Consider the following 19,112-nt stretch of genomic DNA (forward strand, 5'->3'; position numbering starts at 1 on the left):
CGCGGCGCCGATGGAAAGCGGGTCATGGTCCAAGTGCGTAGAGCCGTTTTGGCCGCGGTGATGACGCTGATCGGTGCGGCCCTCCTGGTGGTCGTGGCCCCGGCTCCGGCTTTCGCAGACTGCGCAGGCGAACCCGCAGACCTGATCGCCGACATGGAAACCGTGTTCGTGGCCACCGCTGTCGAGCAGGGCCCGCGCTTCGCTCGCCTGGACGTGGACGAGGTCTGGCGCGGTCCCGATCCGGCACCGTCGGTGTCCGTCCAGACGGCATCCGGCGACGCCGCATGGTGGCCGCTGCGCCTGGTCGTGCGGAAGCGCACGTCCGTCGATGCCCAACGCGTGCCGGGGACGCGCTAGGTGATCGCCACGGACCACGGCGGGTTCCGGACCAACACCTGCCTGGTGGCGCGAGCGTCGGAGCCCTTCGTGGATCGGCTGGCTCCCCAGGACACGCGAGAACCTGTCGAGACCGGACGGGGGGCGTGGGGCCAAGCGTCCTCGACGGGCCCGTCGGAGTTGCGCTCGCACTCGCGATCCTCGTCCTCCTGCCAATGGGTGGCTTACTGGCGTCCCGGCGGCGGCGCGCGGCCGCGAGCACAAGTGCGGAGTGACGCCAATCCGGCCTCCAGCAGCGCCGCCAGAGGGCCGCCCGACGGCGGCTAGGGGCAGATCTCCTCGGCGAAATTGGCGATGCCCCACCGCCAATGGTGCGTGTTGATGTCGAAGGCCGTCCCGGGTGGGCAGTGCATGCTGCCCGTGTTCGTCCCTGAGCAGTAGATAGCGCCACACGACACGATCGAGTCCCGGTCCTGTGCCCACATCGCCGGGCTCACGTTCGGGAAGCGGAGGTCGTACTCGACGGTGCCGCCCACCAGCTTGCGGATGCGCCCGTGCGTGGCGTTGCCGTCGGTGTCGAGGAACATGCGGAACCCGTCGTCGCGCTGGTCGACACCCACGACGAACTTCCGGAACGTCAGGTCGACGGAGCTGAAGTCCACCCAGCAGGAACCGTTCACCAGCCGGTCGCAGTCGTGCACCTGGAGCCGCGTCGTCTCGCTCGCCACCAGCGACGTCGTCCCCTTGTCCGCCGGTGACAGCCTTCGCTCGCAGGCGTTGCCCGCCGAGTCGGTGCAGACGTCGAGCGTGCGGGGCACGGGGGTCAGGCTGAGCGTGAGGAGATGGCGGCTGCCGCTGTCCGTGTCGAACTTGAGCTGGCCGGCGGTGCTCGAGGCCTTGTAGCCCAGCCGGTTGATCCCGCTGTCCCACTCCGCGCCGGTGTCCTCGTGCTTGTAGATTCGCCGCGTCGAGCGGGGCGTCACCTCCGACGGCATCGACGACATGGTGAGGAGGGCGAACTCCGAGCCGTCAGGCTCGTTGGGTGCGGTCTTCACGACGTCCACCCGCAGTGGCCGGCCTCCGGTCGTGCGGAGCGTCGCCTCCTTCACGTGATCGATCACCAGGAACGACCCCAACAACGGGATGGTGGTGCGACCGACGGTCGTGCGCGTGTCGCTGTAGGCGAAGCGCTTCAGGCCGGTGACCCGGGCGAACACCACGTACCGGTCGGCGAGGTCGCGGACGAGGACGCCGTCGGTCGAGGATGCCAGACGCTCGTCGGGCCCGCTGGTGAACAGCGCCTCGACGAGGCCGATCGTGGCGCCGTTGGCGTCGAGAACAAGCGAGCTGCCCGAGGGACCGAGCGTGAGGTTGACCGACGTCGGGAGCTGGCGGACGAGCAGCTTGGCCGCCGTGACCCGCTCGAACAGCGGCGCCGCCCGATGCAGCGACGCCCGAAGCTCCGCGATCGGGGCGGAGCCCGAGTACGCCACCGAGCGTCCGGTGGGCGAGAAGCTGAGGTTGGCCGTGGCCGGGAGGTCGGCGACGGTGGCGTCGATGGTGAGCCCGTCGACGATCCCAGCCACCACGAACGTCCCCGGGTCGCGCGTCACGCTGACGCGGACGGGGTCACCCCAGCCGACGTCGGCCTTGGTCACACCGCGCAGGCGGACCCGTGCCGCTGTCTTGGCGCCTTCCTTGCGGACGGCGAGGTGGTCGGCCGTGAGCACGGACGGCGGGGCCGCGATCGGCCCTCCCGCCGTGAACACGGCGTCGACCTCGCCGATGCGGCCTGCATCGAGCATTGCGCCGGTGGGCCCCGTCCTCCGCAGCGTCACGCGGGTAGGCAGACCGGTCAGGTTCACAACGAGCCTGTCGCGGTCTCGGGCGAGATCGACGCGCGCCTTCTGAACAGGTGCCGAGGCCGTGTAGTTCAGGCGGGAGGCACTCGCCTCGATGGTGGCCGCCCCGGGGAACCGGTCGAGGGTGATGTCTGCCTGCGACGCCCCGTCGGTGTAGCGCAAGCCCAGCTTGGTCGGTACGGCGGTGGCCAACGTGGCGGTGACGCCCGTCTGGGTGGTAGAGGCGTTCACGGTGACGGTTGCGGGGACGGGCGTCACCGAGGCCCGCAGGTCCTTCGACCCGGCCCGTCCCACGTACACGAGGCTCGAGCCGGCTCCGGCGGTCTCCACCTTCAGCGACACGTTCGTGTCCGAGGCGCTCGCGGTGGCCTTGAACGACTGGGGGGCCGTCGAGTCCGGGGCGCACCCGTCGTAGCCGAAGTCCACCCCGCTGGCCGAGACGGTGACGGCCAGGCGAAGGGGCTCCAGGGTCAGCCGCGTGATATCGAGTGTCACCACGCCGCTCCCGACGGGCGGTGGCACCGCGCTGAGATGGACGAGCAGCTCAGGGGCCGGGGTGCCGCCGGCGTCGACCGGGACGGGGACGCCAGCAGGCACCGTTGTCGTGCGCGTGACGGTGCAGGGCCCAGAGCCGCCATAGCGAGTCGTGACCTGGTACGTGGGCGCCGGTGCCGTTTGCGCTGACGCCGTGCCCATGGGCAACAACAAGACCGTGAGGACCGCAGCGGCCGCCCACCCGACGAGGACCATCGCCGGCCGCAGATCGCTCCATCCATCGGCGCGTCCCCTGGCCCGCGCCCCGCCGCTGCACAACCCGCGAAGGCGGATACGTGAGAACATGATGCTCCTCCAAGGTCTGGTTGCCCGCGCCTGCTGCGCCAGGTCGTCCCGGGCATTTCGTCTGTACCGCCCAGGCTGGGATCATGGGGTGCGCGGCCACGCTCCGTCGATGCAGCAGGCACGTGTACGGGCGGGGGGCTAGCACCACCGCCCGACCGGTGACCCTGGACCACCTTGCCGACACCCACGTCGCGCAACCGAGCCGAAGAAGCGGCGTTGCCGACAACGACTGCACGAAGAGTCCCACCACCCGAACCCGCACTCGACGATCGATGGCAACGCCGACACAACACGTTCGGCATGGACTGAGGGCTCGTGCAGGTGCACATGCCTTGGGCTTTGTGGCCGGTGATCGCATACCCGTGGGTGACGTCGCCGCCCTGCGGGCCGGCCAGGAGCCCGTCGCGGTCAGCGCCGGCCGCTGCGCGAGCGTGGCCGCCACCGCCGACGGTCGGGCCACGGCCAGGCCGCCGTCGCGGCGGGCCACGCCGCATCGATGACCTCACGCTCGAACGCCAGCAACTCAACTCGGGGGTGGAGTAGCGCGGCTCGTCGCGGTCGCAGGCACCAACCGCGCGTCCGTCCGCTCACCGGATCAGCGCCGCCCCGTCCAGCCGCCGGCCGTCGATCGAGCACCGCGGGCCCGAACAGCGCTCAGGCGAGGAAGCCGCGCTGCGCCGCCCACTGTGCGAGCTTGTGAGACGCGACGTCGAGGGCCTCGCGCCAACTGATGTCCGCGTCGAGATCCGCGGTGTCCGAGACGCACTTCACGATCCGTGCGGGAACGCCGAAGCGTATGCACGTTGCGGCGACGGCGTAACCCTCCATGTCGACGAGATCGGCGCGTCTGGCCAAGCGTGCGCGCTCCACAGGGTCGGTGATGAACCGGTCGCCGGTGGCCAGCCAGGCGTCCGCTCCGGGAGCACCAGAGAGTTCGATCGGGCCACCCGGCAGAGGCCGACCGACCAGGGCGGACAGGGCCTCGTGGTCGAAGTCGTGCTGAACGACGGTGGCGACCTCGACCAGGTCACCCACGCGGTGTTCGCGCAACGTCCCCGCAGTGCCCGCGTTCACCACGAGGCTGACCGGTTCGCGGGTCGTGGCGAGGTGGTGAGCGAGCGTCACGGCAGCCTGCAGCTTCCCCACGCCCACGTGCAGGACGCGTGCACGGCCCCCGATCGCTGCGAGCTCCTCGGGAAGGGCGCTGACGAAGAGGACCGACATCCCTTCCCCGAACAGCTGTCGCGAGCAGGTCACACTCAGCGGAGGCGGACGGGAATCGAACCCGCCAGGGGGCTCAGCACCCCCTCAACGGTTTTGAAGACCGCGGGGCCCACCAGGAACCCAGACGCCTCCCCGTGCCGGTGGGCACCGGCCTAGCGTACCGGCAGGACGGTCGACCCTCGCGCCGACGCCACGTGGCGAGCCGTCCGCCAGCGACGGCCGTGTCGCGTCACCTGCGGACGAGGTCGTCGGCGCGTTCGGCGAGCTCATGGAACAGGAACGCTTCCGCCAGGCACGCCTGGGTGAAGTCTCCCAGGTGCAGGGACTCGTCCTCCCCGTGGGCGTTGCTGGCCGGGTCCTCCACCCCTGTCAGCAGGCACGGCGCCCCGTCGAACGCGTCGCTGAACGGCACAACGAACGGGATCGTCCCCCCGCAGCCCAGCAACGCCGGCTCGGTCCCGAACCCTGCCCGCAGCGCCGCCTGCGCCGCCTGGAACGCTGGCCCGCTCGGGTCGGTCATCCAGGGCTCGCCGCCGTGACCCGGGCGCGTCTCGACCTGCAGCCCCCATGGGACGTGGTCACGCAGGTGCTGTTCGACCAGGCGGACCGCTCGCGCAGGGTCCTGGCCCGGCGCCAGCCGGATCGAGACCTTGGCGCGTGCCTCTGCCGCCAGCGTGTTCGAGGCCTGCTGGACGCTGGGGACGTCGATCCCGATCACGGTGATCGTCGGCTGCATCCAGATCCGCTCCAGCAGCGGCACGTCCGGCTCGCCGATCAACGTCACGCCCGGCAGCAGGCGAGCCTCGTGCCGCAGCTGGTCGGGATCGGCGTCGAGCGCGGCGAAGCGTGCGCGCTCCTCGGCGGTGGGCCGACGCACGTCGTCGTGCAGGCCGGCGACCGCCGGTCGACCGCGGTCGTCGGTGAGCGACGCCAGAGCCTTGAGCAACCCGCTGACAGCGTCGGGGACCGGTCCTCCCCACATCCCCGAGTGGATCGGCTGTTCCAGCCCTCTGACGGTGACGTAGACCTCGCCGAGGCCACGCAGGCTGTAGGTCAGGCCGGGGACGCCGACCTGCCAGTTGACGAGATCCGCCAGGACGATCACGTCGGCGCGGAGCGTGTCCGCATGTCGATCGAGGAACTGCGCCAGGTGCGGTGAACCGATCTCCTCCTCACCCTCCACGATCACCTTGACGTTGACCGGGAGCCCACCGCGGACCTCCAGCCAGGACCGCACCGCGGCGACGTGAACCATGATCCCGGCCTTGTCGTCGGCGGCGCCCCGGCCGTACAACCGTCCGTCGCGGACGGTTGGTTCGAACGGCGGCGAGTGCCAGCGATCTCCAGTGGCGACCGGCTGCACGTCATGGTGGGCGTACAGCAGCACGGTCGGGGCGTGGTGGCCGGCGCCCAGCCACCCGCCGTACACGGACGGGTGGGTGTCTTCCACCTCGAGCAGGCGCACGCCGTCCAGGCCCGCACCGCGCAGCAGCTGAGCGGTGGCCTGCGCCGACCGACGGACCGGTTCGGGGTCGTGGCCTTCGGCGGAGATGGACGGGATCCGGACGAGGTCACACAGCGCCTCCCGCGTCTGGTCCTCGCGCGTCAGCACCGCCCGGGCCACGTCGTCGAGGAGGTGGGGCCAGGTCCGGTCGGTCACGTTCGCTCCTGCCGTGGGCCGTCCCGACAGTGTGCCGGAGGTGGACGGCTCCCCATGGCGCCGCCACGAGGCGGGCGAGCCGCCGGCCAGGTCGTGTGGCGGCCTGCGGTTGTCCACAGTCGACCACCGGGTTCGCGAGCATTGTGCACGGTTTGTCCCCAGGGCCCTGTGGAAGTTGGGGAAAGCTGGGAGGTCCTGGCTGCCTGCTCGGGGACGAACGGCGACGGTCCGCACACGCTCGAAAGACGCAGCGTCAACGGGCGTTCGCTGGAGGTCCGGTGTCCCGCCCCGTCACGTACCCCACCGGTGGCCCAGCCCTGGCAGCGGCGAGACCGTCACCGTCCTAGGGGCGGCTGCGGACACTGGCCGCTAGTCTCTGCGTCACACCGTCGCCAGCGAGTGGGCGTCGCGCAGCGGAGGCAGCATGGGTCTCGCGTTGGACCGTTGGAACCAGCTGATGAAGGCGTGGCAGGCCCAGGACTTCGACGCGATCAGCGACATGTACGGCCCCGACTCGGTGTACTCCGAGCCCTACAACCCGCCCCACCACGGCAACCTGTTGACGGTGTCGTACCTCAAGGACTTCCTGGGAAGTAAGTCGCAGCTCGAGATCAAGACGAAGCGCGTCCTCGAGGACGAGGCGGAGGCCCGGGTCGCCGCCGAGTGGAGCATCTCCTACACCGCTGCGGGTCGGCGCTGGAATGACCTTCCTCGTGCGTCGTTCATCGACGTCGACGACGACGGCCGGATCACCTACCACCGCGATTACACCTAGGACACCGGCCGTGGCGCCCACCGGTCGCTGCTAGACACCGTGGCGCTGGAGCAGGGCGACCTCCACCCCGATCCGGTGCGCCAGTTCGCCGCCTGGTACGCCACCGCGTCCGTCGCACATCCCGAGGAGGTCGCGGTCGCCACCGCCACGCCAGACGGGCGTCCTTCGGTGAGGATGGCGTTGCTGCGCGGGTACGGCCAGCGCGGGTTCGTCTTCTACACCGACCGCAGCAGCCGCAAGGGCCGAGAGCTGCAGATCAACCCGCGTGCCGCGTTGGCGTTCCACTGGGACGAACGTCAGGTCCGTGTGGAGGGGATCGCCGCGCCGGTGTCCGACGAGGAGTCCGACGCCTACTGGCGCGGCCGCCCGCTCGAGAGCCGCTACAGCGCGCTGGCTTCGCACCAGAGCCAGCCGGTGACCGACCGGACCGAACTCGAGGACGCCGTCGCCCGGCTGCGTGCCAAGTACGGCGACGACCCGCCCCGGCCGCAGCGCTGGGGAGGGGTCCGCATCACCGCCGACGCGTACGAGTTCTGGCAACGCGGACCCAACCGCCTGCACGACCGGTTCCGTTACGAGCAGGCCGTCGGCGGTTGGCGGCTGCAGCGCCTGGCGCCGTGAACCCGGCGACGTCAGGTCGTCTCGCGGTGGGCCAGGTACCAGGCGGTTGCGCCGGCGGCGGCGGCCACGCCGATGCCCACGAGCACGGTCGACGTCGACGGCGGATCCGGCAGGTGGCTGCGCAGCGTCACGGGCGAGTGGAAGTCACGGATCGGCCAGCCCATCGCCCGGGCCGCGGCGCGTAGTTCCCGGTCCGGGTTGACCGCGACCGGGTTGCCGACGGCGGACAGCATCGCCAGATCCGTGATCGAGTCGCTGTAGGCGTGGCAGCGGTCCAGGTCGTAGCCGCGCGCCTCCGCGATCTGGCGCAGCGCCGTCGCCTTGTGCTGCCCGTAGGCGTAGAACTGCAGTGTCCCGTCGAAGCGGCCCTGTTCGTCGACGCGGGATCGGGTCGCGATGATCTCGGGGATGCCGAGGTGGTCGGCGATCGGGCGCACGACCTCCTCACCGGACGACGACACCAGCCACAGGTCGCGTGCGGCCGCGCCGTGCTCGTCGATCAGCTGGAGCGCCTCGCCGTAGACGACGGGGACGATCACCTCCTCCAGCGTCTCACGCACGATCCGCGCGACCCGCTCGGCCTCCCACCCCTTGGTGACCTGCAGGAGCGCGACGCGCATGGACTCCATCTTCTCGTGGTCGGCGCCCTGGAGGGTGTACATGAACTGGGCGTACATGCCCTTCAGCAGGGTGGTGGTGCCCACCAGCCCGTCGCGGTACATCTCGCGTCCGAACGCCAGCGCCGACGAACGCGCCAGGATGGTCTTGTCCAGGTCGAAGAAGGCGGCCTGGGTCGCTCCCGTCGACCGGCGCGCGATCGCCTCGACGACCTCGTCGCTGAGCTGGTCGGGCGTCTCACGGGCCAGTCGCTCGGCGGTCTCCGAGCGGTTCGCGGGTGACTGCGCCAACACCGGTGAGGGTTCCGCGGACCCGTCGGGCCGATCCTGCGTCGGTGGTCGGCCACCAGCGGCGTCCGCAGCGGCGTCAGCAGCGGCGCTGTCGTGGTCCATCCTGCGAGAGTACTCCCCGACACGGTCGGCGCGGGCCGGCGGGCTCCCTGCCGGTGTCGCAGCCTTCCAAGGTGCGGCGGCGCTGACGGTCCGGCGGCGAGCGCCCGCCGCTGTCCACAGTCGCGCGCCGACGGTCGCCCAAACCGTCGGTGCGGTGGCGTAGTGTCCGCGGCGGGCAGGGGGACGCGAGGAGCGACCCTTTGCCCCGCGCACCTTTGCCCAGTGCACCTTTGCCCAGTGCACCTCTGCCCAGTGCACCTCTGTCCGCCCCACTCCCCGTCCGGTTGGAGCTCGCCGGCGTCCACGCCGACGGGATCCGCCGATGGGTCGAGAGCGTGGTGGGGTGGCAGCCGGTCGACACAGCCGGCGGCCCTCTCGCTCCGGCGGTGGTCGTCCTCACCGACGTCGCCGCCGCCTGGCAGGACGGCAGCCTCGACGCGTCGGTGGCCACCGACGGACCCCCGCGGATCCTGCTGGTCGCCGCCGAGGATCCGGCCGTCCGCGCTGCGGCGGCCGGGACCCACGCCGCCGTCGCGGTCACCTGGCCCGACGACCGCGAACGGATCGTGGAGGTGGCGGCCGCGCTCGCCGGGCATCGCACCACCCGCTCCACCCGCGACCTCAGCATCGGCGGGGCGTGCGGCGGTGTGGGAACAACGACCGTCACCGTGGCGCTGGCGGCTCTGGCGGCCTGGAGTGGGCGCCCCGCTCTGGTCTTGACGCACGGCGCCGTCCCCGTTCCGCTTCCGCCGCCGAGTCCGGGCGTCGGAGACCTCCAGGATCTCCCGGTGTGGCAGGCCGCGACCGCGGTGCCCGGCGTGGCGGGCCTGAAGGCCCTGCGGCTGCCAGCACCTGCCCCCGGCGTCGACCTGGACGCGGGTCCCGCCGCGCTCGTCGTTCGCGACCGCGGCGCGGACGAGGACGTCGATGTGCTGGTGGCCCGCCGCGACCGTCCGGGGCTGGCGGCGCTCGCCCGTGCCTCCGCCGCCGTGGCGGTGGTGGCCGACACCGGCCCCGCCGGCGAGCGTGCTCTGCGTGCTGCGGCGGCGGGCCGTCGTGTCGTGCGGGTCGCGTGGGATCCGCGGGTGGCCCGCGCGGCGCTGGGCGGTCGCGTCCCGGCGGGGCTGCCGGGGGCGTGGCTGCGGGCGCTGGCGCCGGTGCTGTCGGGCGGTGCCCGGTGAACCCGACCGCGACGGTGGTGTCCCGCTCCGGTGTGGACGCGGCGCTCCGCGCCGCGGTGGCCGCCCGGATCCTCGACGATCCCGAGGCCGTCGCCGGCGCCACCGACCGCGGTCGGCTGAGGCTGGCGGTGGCGCGCGCTCTGGCCGCCGAGGGCGTCGTGGTCACCCCGATGCGTTGGGCGCAGCTGGTCCGCGACCTCGTCGACGAGCTCGGCGGGTTGGGTCCGCTCGAGGCGCTGCTACGCGATCCCGACGTGACCGACGTGATGGTCAACGCCCCCGACGAGGTCTACGTCGACAGGGCCGGCCGCCTCGAGCGGGTCGAGACCGGGTTCTCCGACGACGCCCACGTCACCGCCGTCCTGGGTCGGGTCCTGGGCCCGCTCGGTGTGCGCCTCGACCGTGCCCACCCCTGGGCCGACGCGGTGCTGCCCGGCGGCGTCCGGCTGCACGCGCTGCTCCCGCCGCTCGCCGCCCATCCCACCATCACGCTGCGACGGGTCCCTCCGGTCGTGCCGGCCTGGGACGAGTTCGTCGCGACCGGGGCGGTCCCGGCCCCGGCCGCGGCGCTGCTGCGCGAGGCCGTCGCCAACCACCGCAACCTGGTCGTGTGCGGTAAAGCCGGCGTGGGCAAGACCACGCTGCTCAGTCGGCTCCTCGGCGAGGTCGGCGACGACCGCGTCGTGGTGATCGAGGATGCGCCCGAGCTGGCCGCTCCGGTTGCGCACCTGCTCGCGCTGCGGGTCCACCCGCCGACCCCCGACGGGGCGGGCGGTGTCGACGTCGCGACGCTGGTCCGCAACGCCCTGCGCATGCGGCCCGACCGGATCGTGGTCGGTGAGGTGCGCGGTGCCGAGGTCGCCGACGTCCTGCAGGCGATGAACACCGGCCACGCCGGGAGCATGACGACCGTGCACGCCAACGGGGCGGTTGATGCGCTGGTGCGGCTCGAAGGCATGGCTCTGCTGGCGGGCGTGCCGCTGGCTGCGGCCCGCGCACAGCTGGCGACCGCCATCGACCTGGTCGCGTGGCTGGGTCGGGCGCCCGACCGCACCCGCCGCCTGGCGGAGCTGGTCGCGGTCGATGCACACGACGGGGGGCCCAGGCCCCGCACCGTGTGGCGGCGGGAGACCATGCCGTGACCGCCACGCGACCGACGCAGCCGACAACCGTCGAGGCGGCCCCGCAGGCCGGCCGCCTTGACGAGCTGCGCGCGCGGCTGGCGGTCGGCGCTCCCGCGGGCCCGCTGGCGGGCCTGCCCGACCGCGTCGTCCGCGCGGTCACGCTTGCCGCCGCGGTCGGCGCCCCGGCCGTCCCCGCGCTCGATGCGGCACTCGCGGCCGAGGATGACCGCCGCCGCCTCGAGCGGAGCGTGACCGTCGCCACGGCCCAGGCACGCACGGTCGCGGCCGGCCTGGCGCTGCTGCCTCCGCTGGCCATCGCCGGGACCGGCCACCTGCTCGGCGAGCCCCTGTGGCGCTTCTACCTCACCGGTGCCGGCCGGATCGTGGGGCTCGTCGGCGCGACGCTGGCCGCCATCGGGGTCGTCACGGTCCGGGCGCTGGCCCGCCACGCGTCCGGCGCGTGGCGTCAAGACCCCGCCCCGCCGGATGAGGCGGCCGATCTGACCGCCACCGCCCTGACCGGTGGCCTGGCGCCGACGGCGGCGTTGCGCGCAGCCGCTGGGCTGCTCCCCGCGCGGTCCGCCGGGCTTCGTCAGCTCGCGCTCGCGGTGGAGCTCGGGTTGCCCGCCCGCCCCGACACCGACCTCGAACCGATCGCGCGGGCCCTGACCGCCGCGACCGGCTGGGGCGCCCCGGCCGGACCGGCACTGCGCCGCGCCGCCGCTGACCTGCGGGCCGAGGAGCTGACCCGCGCCTTGGCCCGCGCCGAGCGGCTCCCCGCCCTGTTGGCCTTCCCCACCGCCCTGTGCCTGCTCCCGTCTTGCCTGCTGCTGGTCGGCGCCCCGCTGATCGGCGCGGGGCTCGCCGCGGCAGCCGGCACGTGACAAGACAAGGAGAAACCATGCACCACACCGCACACACCGCGACACACCCGGCCTCGCCAGGCACGCACGGGCGGACCGATGTCCGGTTGCTCGCCGAGGACGGCTCGCTGGTCACCGAGTACGGCCTGATCGCCATCGTCGGGGCCACCGTGGCGTCGCTCGTCATCAAGTGGGCGAGCAACGGCGCGATCTGGCAGCTGTTCGACGCGGTGACCAAGAAGGTCCGCGTCCTGCTGGGTGCGTGATACGCCCGGCCGGCCAGGGCGGGTCGGTGAGCCTCGAGCTCGCGCTCACCGTCCCCGCCCTGGCCCTGCTCGTCCTGGTCGTCCTGCACGCCGCCGTCTACGCCCGTGACGCCCTGCTGGTGCAGGCAGCGGCGCAGCGGGGCGCCCGGGTGGCAGCCACCACGAGCGACGACACGGCCGTGGTCGCCGCCGTGCGCGACGCCCTCGACGGGCGCGACGCCGCTGTGACCGTCACCGCGCGGGGCCGCGTCGGCCAACCCATCCGGGTGCGGGTGACGATGCGCTCCCGAGCCGGCCAGGGCCGGCTGGACCTGACCGCCGTCGGCGTCACGGCGGTCGAACCCGGTGCGCTGCCGTGATCGGCGACCGCCGCATGGTCGGGCGCCGACGACGCCGCACCCTCGACGGCGCGCCCGATCACCCACGCCGCGAGGACGGCAGCGCCGCGATGCTCGGGTGGAGCGCCATCGCGGTCACCGTGGTGGCGCTCGTCATCGCCGTGGATCTCGCCGCCTACCTCGTCGCGGCCCAGCGCGCCCAAGGCGCTGCCGACGCCGCGGCCCTGGCCGCGGTCGCTGCCAGCCACCCCCGGGGAGGCGCCCCGGGACCGCCCGAGCACGCCGCCCGGTCTGTGACACACGCTGCGGGCGCCGTGTTGCAAAACTGCCGCTGCCCGCCCGGCGCCCGCCAGGTCACCGTCACGGTCGAGGTCCGCGTCCGGGCCGTGGCCGTGACGCGCCTGGCGGGTCGGAAGGTCCGGGCGACCGCTCAGGCTAGGCTGGTCCGCGACCGAAACCCTTCTCGAGGTCGCTCGTTGGTACGGCCGTGACCGGCCCGCAACACTCCCGGGGTCCCGCGTCGCGGCAAGCGACCGGCCGGTGGATCGTGAGGAGCGACCGACATGGATGAGCGACGCGACGAGCCCGAGCAGTGGGGTTCGGGGTGGGGCGGCTTCACGATGCCCGACCCGGTGCAGGAGCAACCCACCAAGACGACGTCCTCGGGGTTCCTGCTCGACTCGCTGCGCACCCGGCCGGCCGGTCGCCGCATCCTGTCGGGGCTGATCGCGTTGCTGTTCCTCTCCGGCGCGGGGATGTTCACGTACCCGTTCTTCACCGACGTCTACACCAGCCAGGTCATCCAGCAGCGTCTCGAGGACGACTACGTCAACGTCAAGGTCAAGACCTTCGACGAGTGGCAGGCGACCGTCCAGGACGGGCGGGCGCTGACCAAGATCGTCATGCCCGCGCTGGGCGTGGAGACGCTCGTGGTCGAGGGGATCTCGCCGACGGCGCTGCGTGCGGGGGCCGGCCACTACCCCAAGACGCCGCTGCCCGGCCAGGACGGCAACGTCGCGATCGCCGGTCACCGCACCACGTACGGCAAGCCGTTCAACGCCGTCGACAAGCTGAAGGAGGGCGACAAGATCCTCCTGCTCACGCCGGTCGGTGAGTTCACGTACGCGGTGTCGCCCCCGCCTCCCGGATGGAACGCCAACCCCTACATCACCGGCCCGAGCGACTGGTCGGTGATCGAGCCCACCGCCGAACCCACCCTCACGCTCACGACCTGCCACCCCAAGGGATCGGCGGCCAAGCGGCTGGTGGTGCGCGCAACCCTCGTCTCGTCCGACCCGCCCGGAACCTACGCCGCATCGAAGCAGAAGGCCTGACGCAGGCGTCAGCGGTCGTCACCCACCCTGCCTAATCTGCGGCGGGTGCGCACGGTCGCCGTCCTGTTGCTCGCTTCGGCTTTGGTGGCGTGCACCGGCGGGCCGCCCGAGCACGTCCGTATCGGTGTGGTGGCCCCGTTGGGTGGGCCCCGCGCGTACCTGGGGCACGAGGTCCGCGCCGGCGCGGAACAGGCGATCGGCGACCTCAACGACAGCGGTGGACTCCTGGGGGCCCCGGTCGAGCTGATCACCGTCGACGACAGCGACCTGGTCGCCCTCCCCGGGCAGCTGGCCGCCCTCGCCGAGCGCGAGCGGGTGTCGGCCGTGATCGGGCCGGAGGTCCCCGGCGTCCTCCTCGGCCCGCGTAACCCCCTGGCCCGCCGCTCGGTCCCGGCGCTGCTGGTCACCGCGTTCGGCGGGGACCTTGCGCAGGCCGACACCACCGTCGTCCGCACGGTGCCCAGCGCCCACGCCCAGACCGCCGCGCTCGGTCGGTGGCTGACCGACGTGCGCCGCGTGCACGACGTCGCGATCCTGATCGCCGACCCGGTGGAGGGCACCCTGGTCCGCGAGGCGGTCGTCGCAGGTCTGGACGGCGTCGGCGCCCGGGTGGCGGCGGTCGATGAGGTCGCTGCGGACAGCCCGGACCTGGGACCCGCCGTGGCGAGGTTGCGCCGTCGCGCCCCGGATGCCAGGGCGGTCCTGCTGTGGGCACCGCCGCCCGCAGCTGCCCGGGCGACTCGGGCGATCCGCGATCAGGGCTGGGACGTCCAGCTGGCGGTCCCGATCAGTGCCTTCGTCGGCGAGTACCGCACGCTCGCGGGGGAGGCGAGCGAGGGCGTGGTTCTCCCACTGCCCTTCCGCGAGGACTGGTTCGGGCCGCGCCTGCAGGAGTGGTTGCTGCGCTGGCACCGCGACCGCGGGATCAGCGCGCTGCCGCAGCTGCAGACGCTCGTGCTCGACCTCCCGGTCGCTGCAATGGCTGCCTACGACGCGGTCGGCCTGGTCGCCGCCGCCGTCCGCGACGCGGGAAGCCGCGAACCGGCCGCCGTCGCCGACGCTCTTGGACAGGTCCGGCACGACGGGCTGCTGCACGACTACCGCATCGGCGGAGGCCGCGAGGCGTGGGACGCGTCGCAGCTGTACGTCGCCCGGTTCCACCACCTGGCGGTCGTCTACGACGTCGATCCCCGTTTCGACGCTGCCCAGCAGCGACGCTTCTACGAGCTGCAGGTCCGTCTGGGTTTCCTCCCGGACGAGGCGCGCGATGGTCCGACCGCCGGGTTGATCGAGGAGCTGCTGGCCGAGCGCCGTGCCACGGCGCCCGCCTACCAACCGCCCCTGCCACCGCCGGGGCCGGTCGGACGTCCGTGACCGTCGCCCTGCTGGCTGCACTGGCGCTCGGAGCCGCCTACGGGCTGGTGGGCGTGGCCGTCGCAGCGGTGGCCCTGGCGTCCCGGACCCTGCACCTGGCCGTGGGGGCGGTCCTGGTGGCCGGCGTGCTGATCTACGTCCACCTCACCGCGGTCGGCGCTGCCCCGCTGCTGGCCGCCGGGATCGCGGTGGCGGCCGGCGCGACGGTCTCCGCGCTCCTCGAGCCGCTCGTCCTGCGTCCTCTGGGGCAGTCGCGTCGCGACGAGGCCCGCGGCGACGATGTCGCGCTGCGCTGGCTGGTGGCCTTGGCGGTCGTGGCGGCCGTGCTCGACGCGGTCACGGCCCGCACGCTGGGCACCCGCCATTTCCGGCCACGTCCCTTGGTCGGCGCGCTCGGTGATGCGGCGGCCGGGCCCGGCGCGTTGCTCGTTCCCGCCGCCGCCGGTCTCGTGCTCGCCGTCGGCCTGGCGGCGGTTCTGCGCGGCACCCGCTTCGGGCGGCGCGTGCCGCTGGTGGGGGCGGCGCCACTCGCGGCCGCGCTCGGCGGGATCTCGCCCCGCCGGGTCCGCGCCGGCGCGCTGGCGTTGACCGGCGCCGCCGCGGTCGTCGCCGGGCTGCTGCTCGCGCCGGTCACCGCGGTGGGGACCGCCCAGACCGGCGGGCTGACGGTGCGGGGCGTCGCGGCGGCTGCCGTCCTGGGCATCGCCGGGCCGGCCCGAGCCGTGGCCGGCGGGCTGCTGCTGGGCGCCGCCGAATCGGCCGGCCAGTCGTTGTGGCCGGCAGCCGGCGGCACGGTCGCGGTTGCGGCGGTGATCGTCGCGGTCCTGGTCGGACCGGCCCGGAGGGTGACGCGGCGAGGGGACCGACCGTGGTGAGGATCGGTGCTGGCGTGCTCGGGGCGGCGCTCGCCGCCGTGGTTGTGGCGGTGGCCGCACCGGTGGGGCTGGTCAGTGCCAGCCTGCGGGTGGCGGTGGCGGCGGTGCTGGCCAGCGGAGCGTGGCTGAGCCTGCGGCGCACCGGCCTTGTGGACCTGGGTACGGCCGGAGCGGCCGCGGCCGGTGCGTACGCGACGGTCGCCACGGCGCTGGCCGGCCTGCCAACCGCGCTGGGTCTGCCCGCGGGGGCGGTGGCCGGTGCCGCGGTCGGGGCGGCCGTGGGCGCGACCGGCGGCCGGGTGGGACGGACGCTGACGGCGCTGACGTCCCTGGCGGTCGGCCTGGCGGTGGTTGCGGTGCTCGGTGCGGTCCCTGTGTGGGGTGGCGCCGCCGGATTCCACGCCGTCCCGTTGCTGACACCGTCCGAACGCGGCGACCTGGTGGTGCTGCTGCTCATCGCCGTGGCTGCGGTGATGGCGGTCACCCGGGTCGCGCGGTCTCACGTGGGCGCTGCCGGGTCGGTCGCGGCCCGGGCGCCACACGTGGCCGCCACCCTGGGCCGCTGGCCTGTCGTCGACGCCGCCGTGGCGGGTGCAGCAGCCGGGGCCGTGCTGGGCGTGGGGGGAGCGGCGGGCGCAGCGGCCACCGGCTCGGTGGTGCCGGGCGGGTACGGGCTGTCGCTCGCCGCCGCGCTGGCTCTCGCGGCGCTCGTCGGCGGGGAACGGCCGCTGGCGGGGACGGTGGGTGCGGCGGTGGTCTTCGCTCCCGCCGTGCTGTGGCCGACCGTCGCGGTCGTGTCTGAGGCGCCGCTGCTGGTCACGGGCGTGGCCGGGATGGCCCTGCTCGCCTGGCGCCCTGGTGGGCTGCTGACCGGCGGCACCGGTGACGAGCCCGTGCCGGAGGGACCGTCGGACGTTCCGCCGCGACCACGGTCGTCGCCGCTGCCGCTCACCGTTTGCGACGCCCCCGTGCCCGGCGGTCGGGTCGTCTCCTTCGAGGTTCAGGCGGGGCAGATCGTCGCTCTCGCCGGCCGCAACGGGTCCGGCAAGTCCACGCTGCTGGCCCGGATCGGGGGACAACTTCCCCACCACGGCAGCGTCCGCCTGGCCGGGGTCGCCCCGGCGCGCAGCGTCACCGGCCGTGCCCGCCGTGGCGTGGCGCGGACCTGGCAACACCCGCCCCGACTGCCACAACACGACGCGCTCACGGTCGTCGGCGGGGCCGACGCCGCGGCTGCGCGGTGGGCCCGCGCCGTCCTCGGCGACAGTGCCGACACGCCCGCCGGCGCCGACCTCGTCCGCCTCGCCGCCGCCCGCCCCAGCCTCGCGCTGGTCGACGAGCCCGCCGCCCACGTGCCCTCCCAGCGGGTCGCGACGCTGCTGCGTGGGCTCGCCGACGGCGGGGCGGCGGTCGTCGTCGCCGAACACCGCCCGGAGGTCCTGGCCGCCGCCGACCGCACCGTCCATCTCGGCGAGGACCCGATCCGGTGATCCTGTCGGCGACCCTGACCCTGGCAACGGGACCGATCCACCTGGAGGTGGCAGCCGGCGACGCTGCCGTCCTCGACGGCCCGTCGGCCGGGGCGGCGGTCGCTGCGCTGGCAGGCACCGACGGTCGCCGCGACCACCGCATCCACCTGGGAGGCCGCGACCTGGGTCGGCTGCCGACGCACGTGCGGGTCCGCCGCGGCCTGGGTCTGGTCATCGACGCGGCCGTGGCTGGCGATGTCAGCGTCCGCGACCACCTGGCAGCGGTCGTGGGCGGTCGGAGGGCCGACGCCCTCCTGGACTCGGCACCGCTCCTGGCCGGGCGAGGCAGCGACCCGGCGGGGGTCTTGTCCGGCGGCGAGCGCCGGATCCTCGCGTGGCTGCGGTGCCTGGCGACCGACCCCGAGGCGGTCGTCCTCGACCGCGCCGGCGCCGGGCTCGACCTGCCCACCAGCGACTGGGCCGCGGGTACCGTTCGTCGCTGGCGGCAGGCCGGCGTGGCGGTCGTCGTCCATCCGGCGACGCCCGGGGAGCGCCGGTGGGTCGAGTCAGCTGGCGCAGACCAGACACGGACGGTCGAGGAACCGTAGGCTTGTGCCGACAACAGTGTGGGCGCGCCGCGCGCGCCCGTGTCACCGTGGCAGGCCAGCGCCGTTGATACGGAACACATCGGGAGGACCGGCTGAAGTGAGACGACTGGCCGCCACCGTCGCGACGGCCCTGATCGTGGTGCTCGCGACCGCGGGGACCGCTGCTGCCACCGTCACCGCCAGCGTCACCTCGCCGGGTGCGAAGATCGAAGGCCCGGCGGCAGTGTCCGTGCGCGTCGACCGCGAACTCACCGACAGCGTCAACCGCGTCGACGTCCGGCTGCGCCGCGGCGGCGATGCGGTGTGGGACGCGTCCCTGACCTGTGGGAACTGCGGCACCGCATGGACGACGTCCGACTGGGGCGGGAAGACGCTCAACCCGGGCGGTCTCCCCAACGGGACCTACCAACTCCACCCGGTCATCGATGGCAAAGAGTTCGGCGGCCGCGACGTGTGGATCTCGGTGGCGCCGTCGCGGGTGAGCAACCTCAAGACCTCCGTGTCCGGCCAGGATGTCACCGTCACGTGGACCCGCGCCCCCGAACCGGACATCTCCGGGTACCGCGTTCAGCGCCGCATCAAGGATGGGGCGTGGCAGCAGATCGCCAGCATCGGTCCGGGAGCGGACCGGTACGCCGAGAGGCTGAGCCCCGGCAAGTACGAGTACCGGATCGTGACGGTCCGCCCCGACGGCAAGGGAGGCCACATCACGGTCACGAGCTCGGCCGTGGCCGCCGCGGTCTCGCCGCCACCCGCGCCAACGCAGCCCAGCGAGACGTCCGGGTCCGGCGGCGGCTCGACCGAGTCGACCGGCGGGTCGACCGGCGGGTCGACCGGCGGGAGCGACGACGGGTCCACAACCGCGACCGGCGGGACGACCGTGCAGCCGGGAGGCGGGGCCGCGACCGGGGACCCTGCCTCCGCCGAGGGTGAGGGCACCGGCGGCGACGGTCCGCAACAAGCCCCCTCCGAGGCGTCCACCACCCAGACCAGCGCCCGGACCGCCGGTGCCGGACGGCGGGTCGCGCCACCCCCCGGTGTCCGCCGCAGCCTGATGCTCGGCGGCGGCGAGCTGTCCCTACCCGACCCGCAGGTCGCCGGCCCCCGCGAGCGCTTCTACGGGCAGGACCAGCCGTTCTCGGAGGAGCTCGACTACGGCGACATCGATCCGATCACCGGCGAGCCGAGGGTCCGCGACGGCACGGCGACGCGGCGGGTTCCCGGCGCCGTCCAGGAGTTCGTCGTCGCCCAGCTCAACACCCCGCTGGTCGCGATCCCCATCGCCGCCGGTTTGCTCTGCATCGCCCTGGGACTACACGGCATGCGCTGGCTGCGCCAAGGATGATCACCTG

The 19,112-nt window shown here is 73.8% G+C and carries 19 protein-coding genes and 1 tRNA gene; 15 read left to right on the plus strand and 5 right to left on the minus strand.

The window, feature by feature from the left end; genetic code table 11:
* Positions 1-24: 24 nt before the first annotated feature.
* The gene (locus KY462_08105; protein ID MBW3577685.1) at positions 25-357 is read left to right on the plus strand and encodes a hypothetical protein; all 333 of its coding nucleotides are present in this window, start codon (positions 25-27) and stop codon (positions 355-357) included.
* 302 nt (positions 358-659) lie between these two features.
* Here the strand turns inward: KY462_08105 and KY462_08110 are convergent, their stop codons facing one another.
* The 4 genes from KY462_08110 to KY462_08125 form a co-directional block, all read right to left on the minus strand.
* Complete coding sequence (locus KY462_08110) at positions 660-2,795, minus strand: hypothetical protein (protein ID MBW3577686.1); 2,136 nt, start codon at positions 2,793-2,795, stop codon at positions 660-662.
* Between the two features lie 897 nt (positions 2,796-3,692).
* Positions 3,693-4,262, minus strand: a complete 570-nt coding sequence (locus KY462_08115) for a nucleoside phosphorylase (GenBank protein MBW3577687.1) — start codon at positions 4,260-4,262, stop codon at positions 3,693-3,695.
* A 38-nt stretch (positions 4,263-4,300) separates the two neighbouring features.
* Positions 4,301-4,394: transfer RNA gene (locus KY462_08120), tRNA-Sec, on the minus strand.
* 97 nt (positions 4,395-4,491) lie between these two features.
* Positions 4,492-5,886: a M20/M25/M40 family metallo-hydrolase gene (locus KY462_08125; GenBank protein MBW3577688.1), complete on the minus strand. Its 1,395-nt coding sequence runs from the start codon at positions 5,884-5,886 to the stop codon at positions 4,492-4,494.
* Between the two features lie 460 nt (positions 5,887-6,346).
* Between KY462_08125 and KY462_08130 the strand changes: the two genes are divergently transcribed.
* Both KY462_08130 and pdxH read left to right on the plus strand, forming a co-directional pair.
* The gene (locus KY462_08130) at positions 6,347-6,697 is read left to right on the plus strand and encodes a nuclear transport factor 2 family protein (GenBank protein MBW3577689.1); all 351 of its coding nucleotides are present in this window, start codon (positions 6,347-6,349) and stop codon (positions 6,695-6,697) included.
* Between the two features lie 27 nt (positions 6,698-6,724).
* The gene (gene pdxH, locus KY462_08135) at positions 6,725-7,318 is read left to right on the plus strand and encodes a pyridoxamine 5'-phosphate oxidase (protein ID MBW3577690.1); all 594 of its coding nucleotides are present in this window, start codon (positions 6,725-6,727) and stop codon (positions 7,316-7,318) included.
* A gap of 11 nt (positions 7,319-7,329) precedes the next feature.
* On the opposite strand, the gene KY462_08140 is transcribed toward pdxH, so the two are convergent.
* Complete coding sequence (locus KY462_08140) at positions 7,330-8,328, minus strand: HAD-IB family hydrolase (GenBank protein ID MBW3577691.1); 999 nt, start codon at positions 8,326-8,328, stop codon at positions 7,330-7,332.
* Positions 8,329-8,666: 338 nt separating this feature from the next.
* On the opposite strand from KY462_08140, the gene KY462_08145 reads away from it, so the two are divergent.
* The 12 genes from KY462_08145 (at position 8,667) to KY462_08200 (ending at position 19,105) form a co-directional block, all read left to right on the plus strand.
* A complete protein-coding gene (locus KY462_08145; protein MBW3577692.1) occupies positions 8,667-9,509 on the plus strand; it encodes a hypothetical protein in 843 nt (280 codons plus the stop codon).
* On the plus strand, positions 9,506-10,651 hold the full coding sequence (tadA, locus tag KY462_08150; protein ID MBW3577693.1) for a Flp pilus assembly complex ATPase component TadA: 1,146 nt from the start codon (positions 9,506-9,508) through the stop codon (positions 10,649-10,651). The genes KY462_08145 and tadA overlap by 4 nt, the downstream gene beginning before the upstream one ends.
* The gene (locus KY462_08155) at positions 10,648-11,517 is read left to right on the plus strand and encodes a hypothetical protein (protein ID MBW3577694.1); all 870 of its coding nucleotides are present in this window, start codon (positions 10,648-10,650) and stop codon (positions 11,515-11,517) included. Before tadA ends, KY462_08155 begins: the two co-directional genes overlap by 4 nt.
* A gap of 17 nt (positions 11,518-11,534) precedes the next feature.
* The gene (locus tag KY462_08160) at positions 11,535-11,762 is read left to right on the plus strand and encodes a hypothetical protein (protein MBW3577695.1); all 228 of its coding nucleotides are present in this window, start codon (positions 11,535-11,537) and stop codon (positions 11,760-11,762) included.
* Positions 11,763-11,788: 26 nt separating this feature from the next.
* Entirely contained in the window at positions 11,789-12,121 is a 333-nt protein-coding gene (locus tag KY462_08165) for a hypothetical protein (protein ID MBW3577696.1), read from the plus strand.
* Positions 12,118-12,591, plus strand: a complete 474-nt coding sequence (locus tag KY462_08170) for a hypothetical protein (GenBank protein MBW3577697.1) — start codon at positions 12,118-12,120, stop codon at positions 12,589-12,591. The genes KY462_08165 and KY462_08170 overlap by 4 nt, the downstream gene beginning before the upstream one ends.
* 72 nt (positions 12,592-12,663) lie before the next feature.
* Complete coding sequence (locus KY462_08175) at positions 12,664-13,434, plus strand: class E sortase (protein MBW3577698.1); 771 nt, start codon at positions 12,664-12,666, stop codon at positions 13,432-13,434.
* 45 nt (positions 13,435-13,479) lie between these two features.
* Positions 13,480-14,808 carry an ABC transporter substrate-binding protein gene (locus tag KY462_08180; protein ID MBW3577699.1) on the plus strand — a complete coding sequence of 443 codons (1,329 nt, stop codon included), beginning with the start codon at positions 13,480-13,482 and terminating at the stop codon, positions 14,806-14,808.
* Positions 14,805-15,683: a hypothetical protein gene (locus KY462_08185; protein ID MBW3577700.1), complete on the plus strand. Its 879-nt coding sequence runs from the start codon at positions 14,805-14,807 to the stop codon at positions 15,681-15,683. The genes KY462_08180 and KY462_08185 overlap by 4 nt, the downstream gene beginning before the upstream one ends.
* Positions 15,680-17,173: an ATP-binding cassette domain-containing protein gene (locus KY462_08190; protein ID MBW3577701.1), complete on the plus strand. Its 1,494-nt coding sequence runs from the start codon at positions 15,680-15,682 to the stop codon at positions 17,171-17,173. Before KY462_08185 ends, KY462_08190 begins: the two co-directional genes overlap by 4 nt.
* Entirely contained in the window at positions 17,170-17,760 is a 591-nt protein-coding gene (locus tag KY462_08195; protein ID MBW3577702.1) for a hypothetical protein, read from the plus strand. Before KY462_08190 ends, KY462_08195 begins: the two co-directional genes overlap by 4 nt.
* A gap of 97 nt (positions 17,761-17,857) precedes the next feature.
* Positions 17,858-19,105 (plus strand): fibronectin type III domain-containing protein, encoded by a 1,248-nt coding sequence (locus KY462_08200; GenBank protein MBW3577703.1) that lies wholly within the window; start codon positions 17,858-17,860, stop codon positions 19,103-19,105.
* The last annotated feature ends 7 nt before the right edge of the window (positions 19,106-19,112 follow it).

Source organism: Actinomycetota bacterium, assembly GCA_019347675.1.
Lineage (GTDB): Bacteria > Actinomycetota > Nitriliruptoria > Nitriliruptorales > JAHWKO01 > JAHWKW01.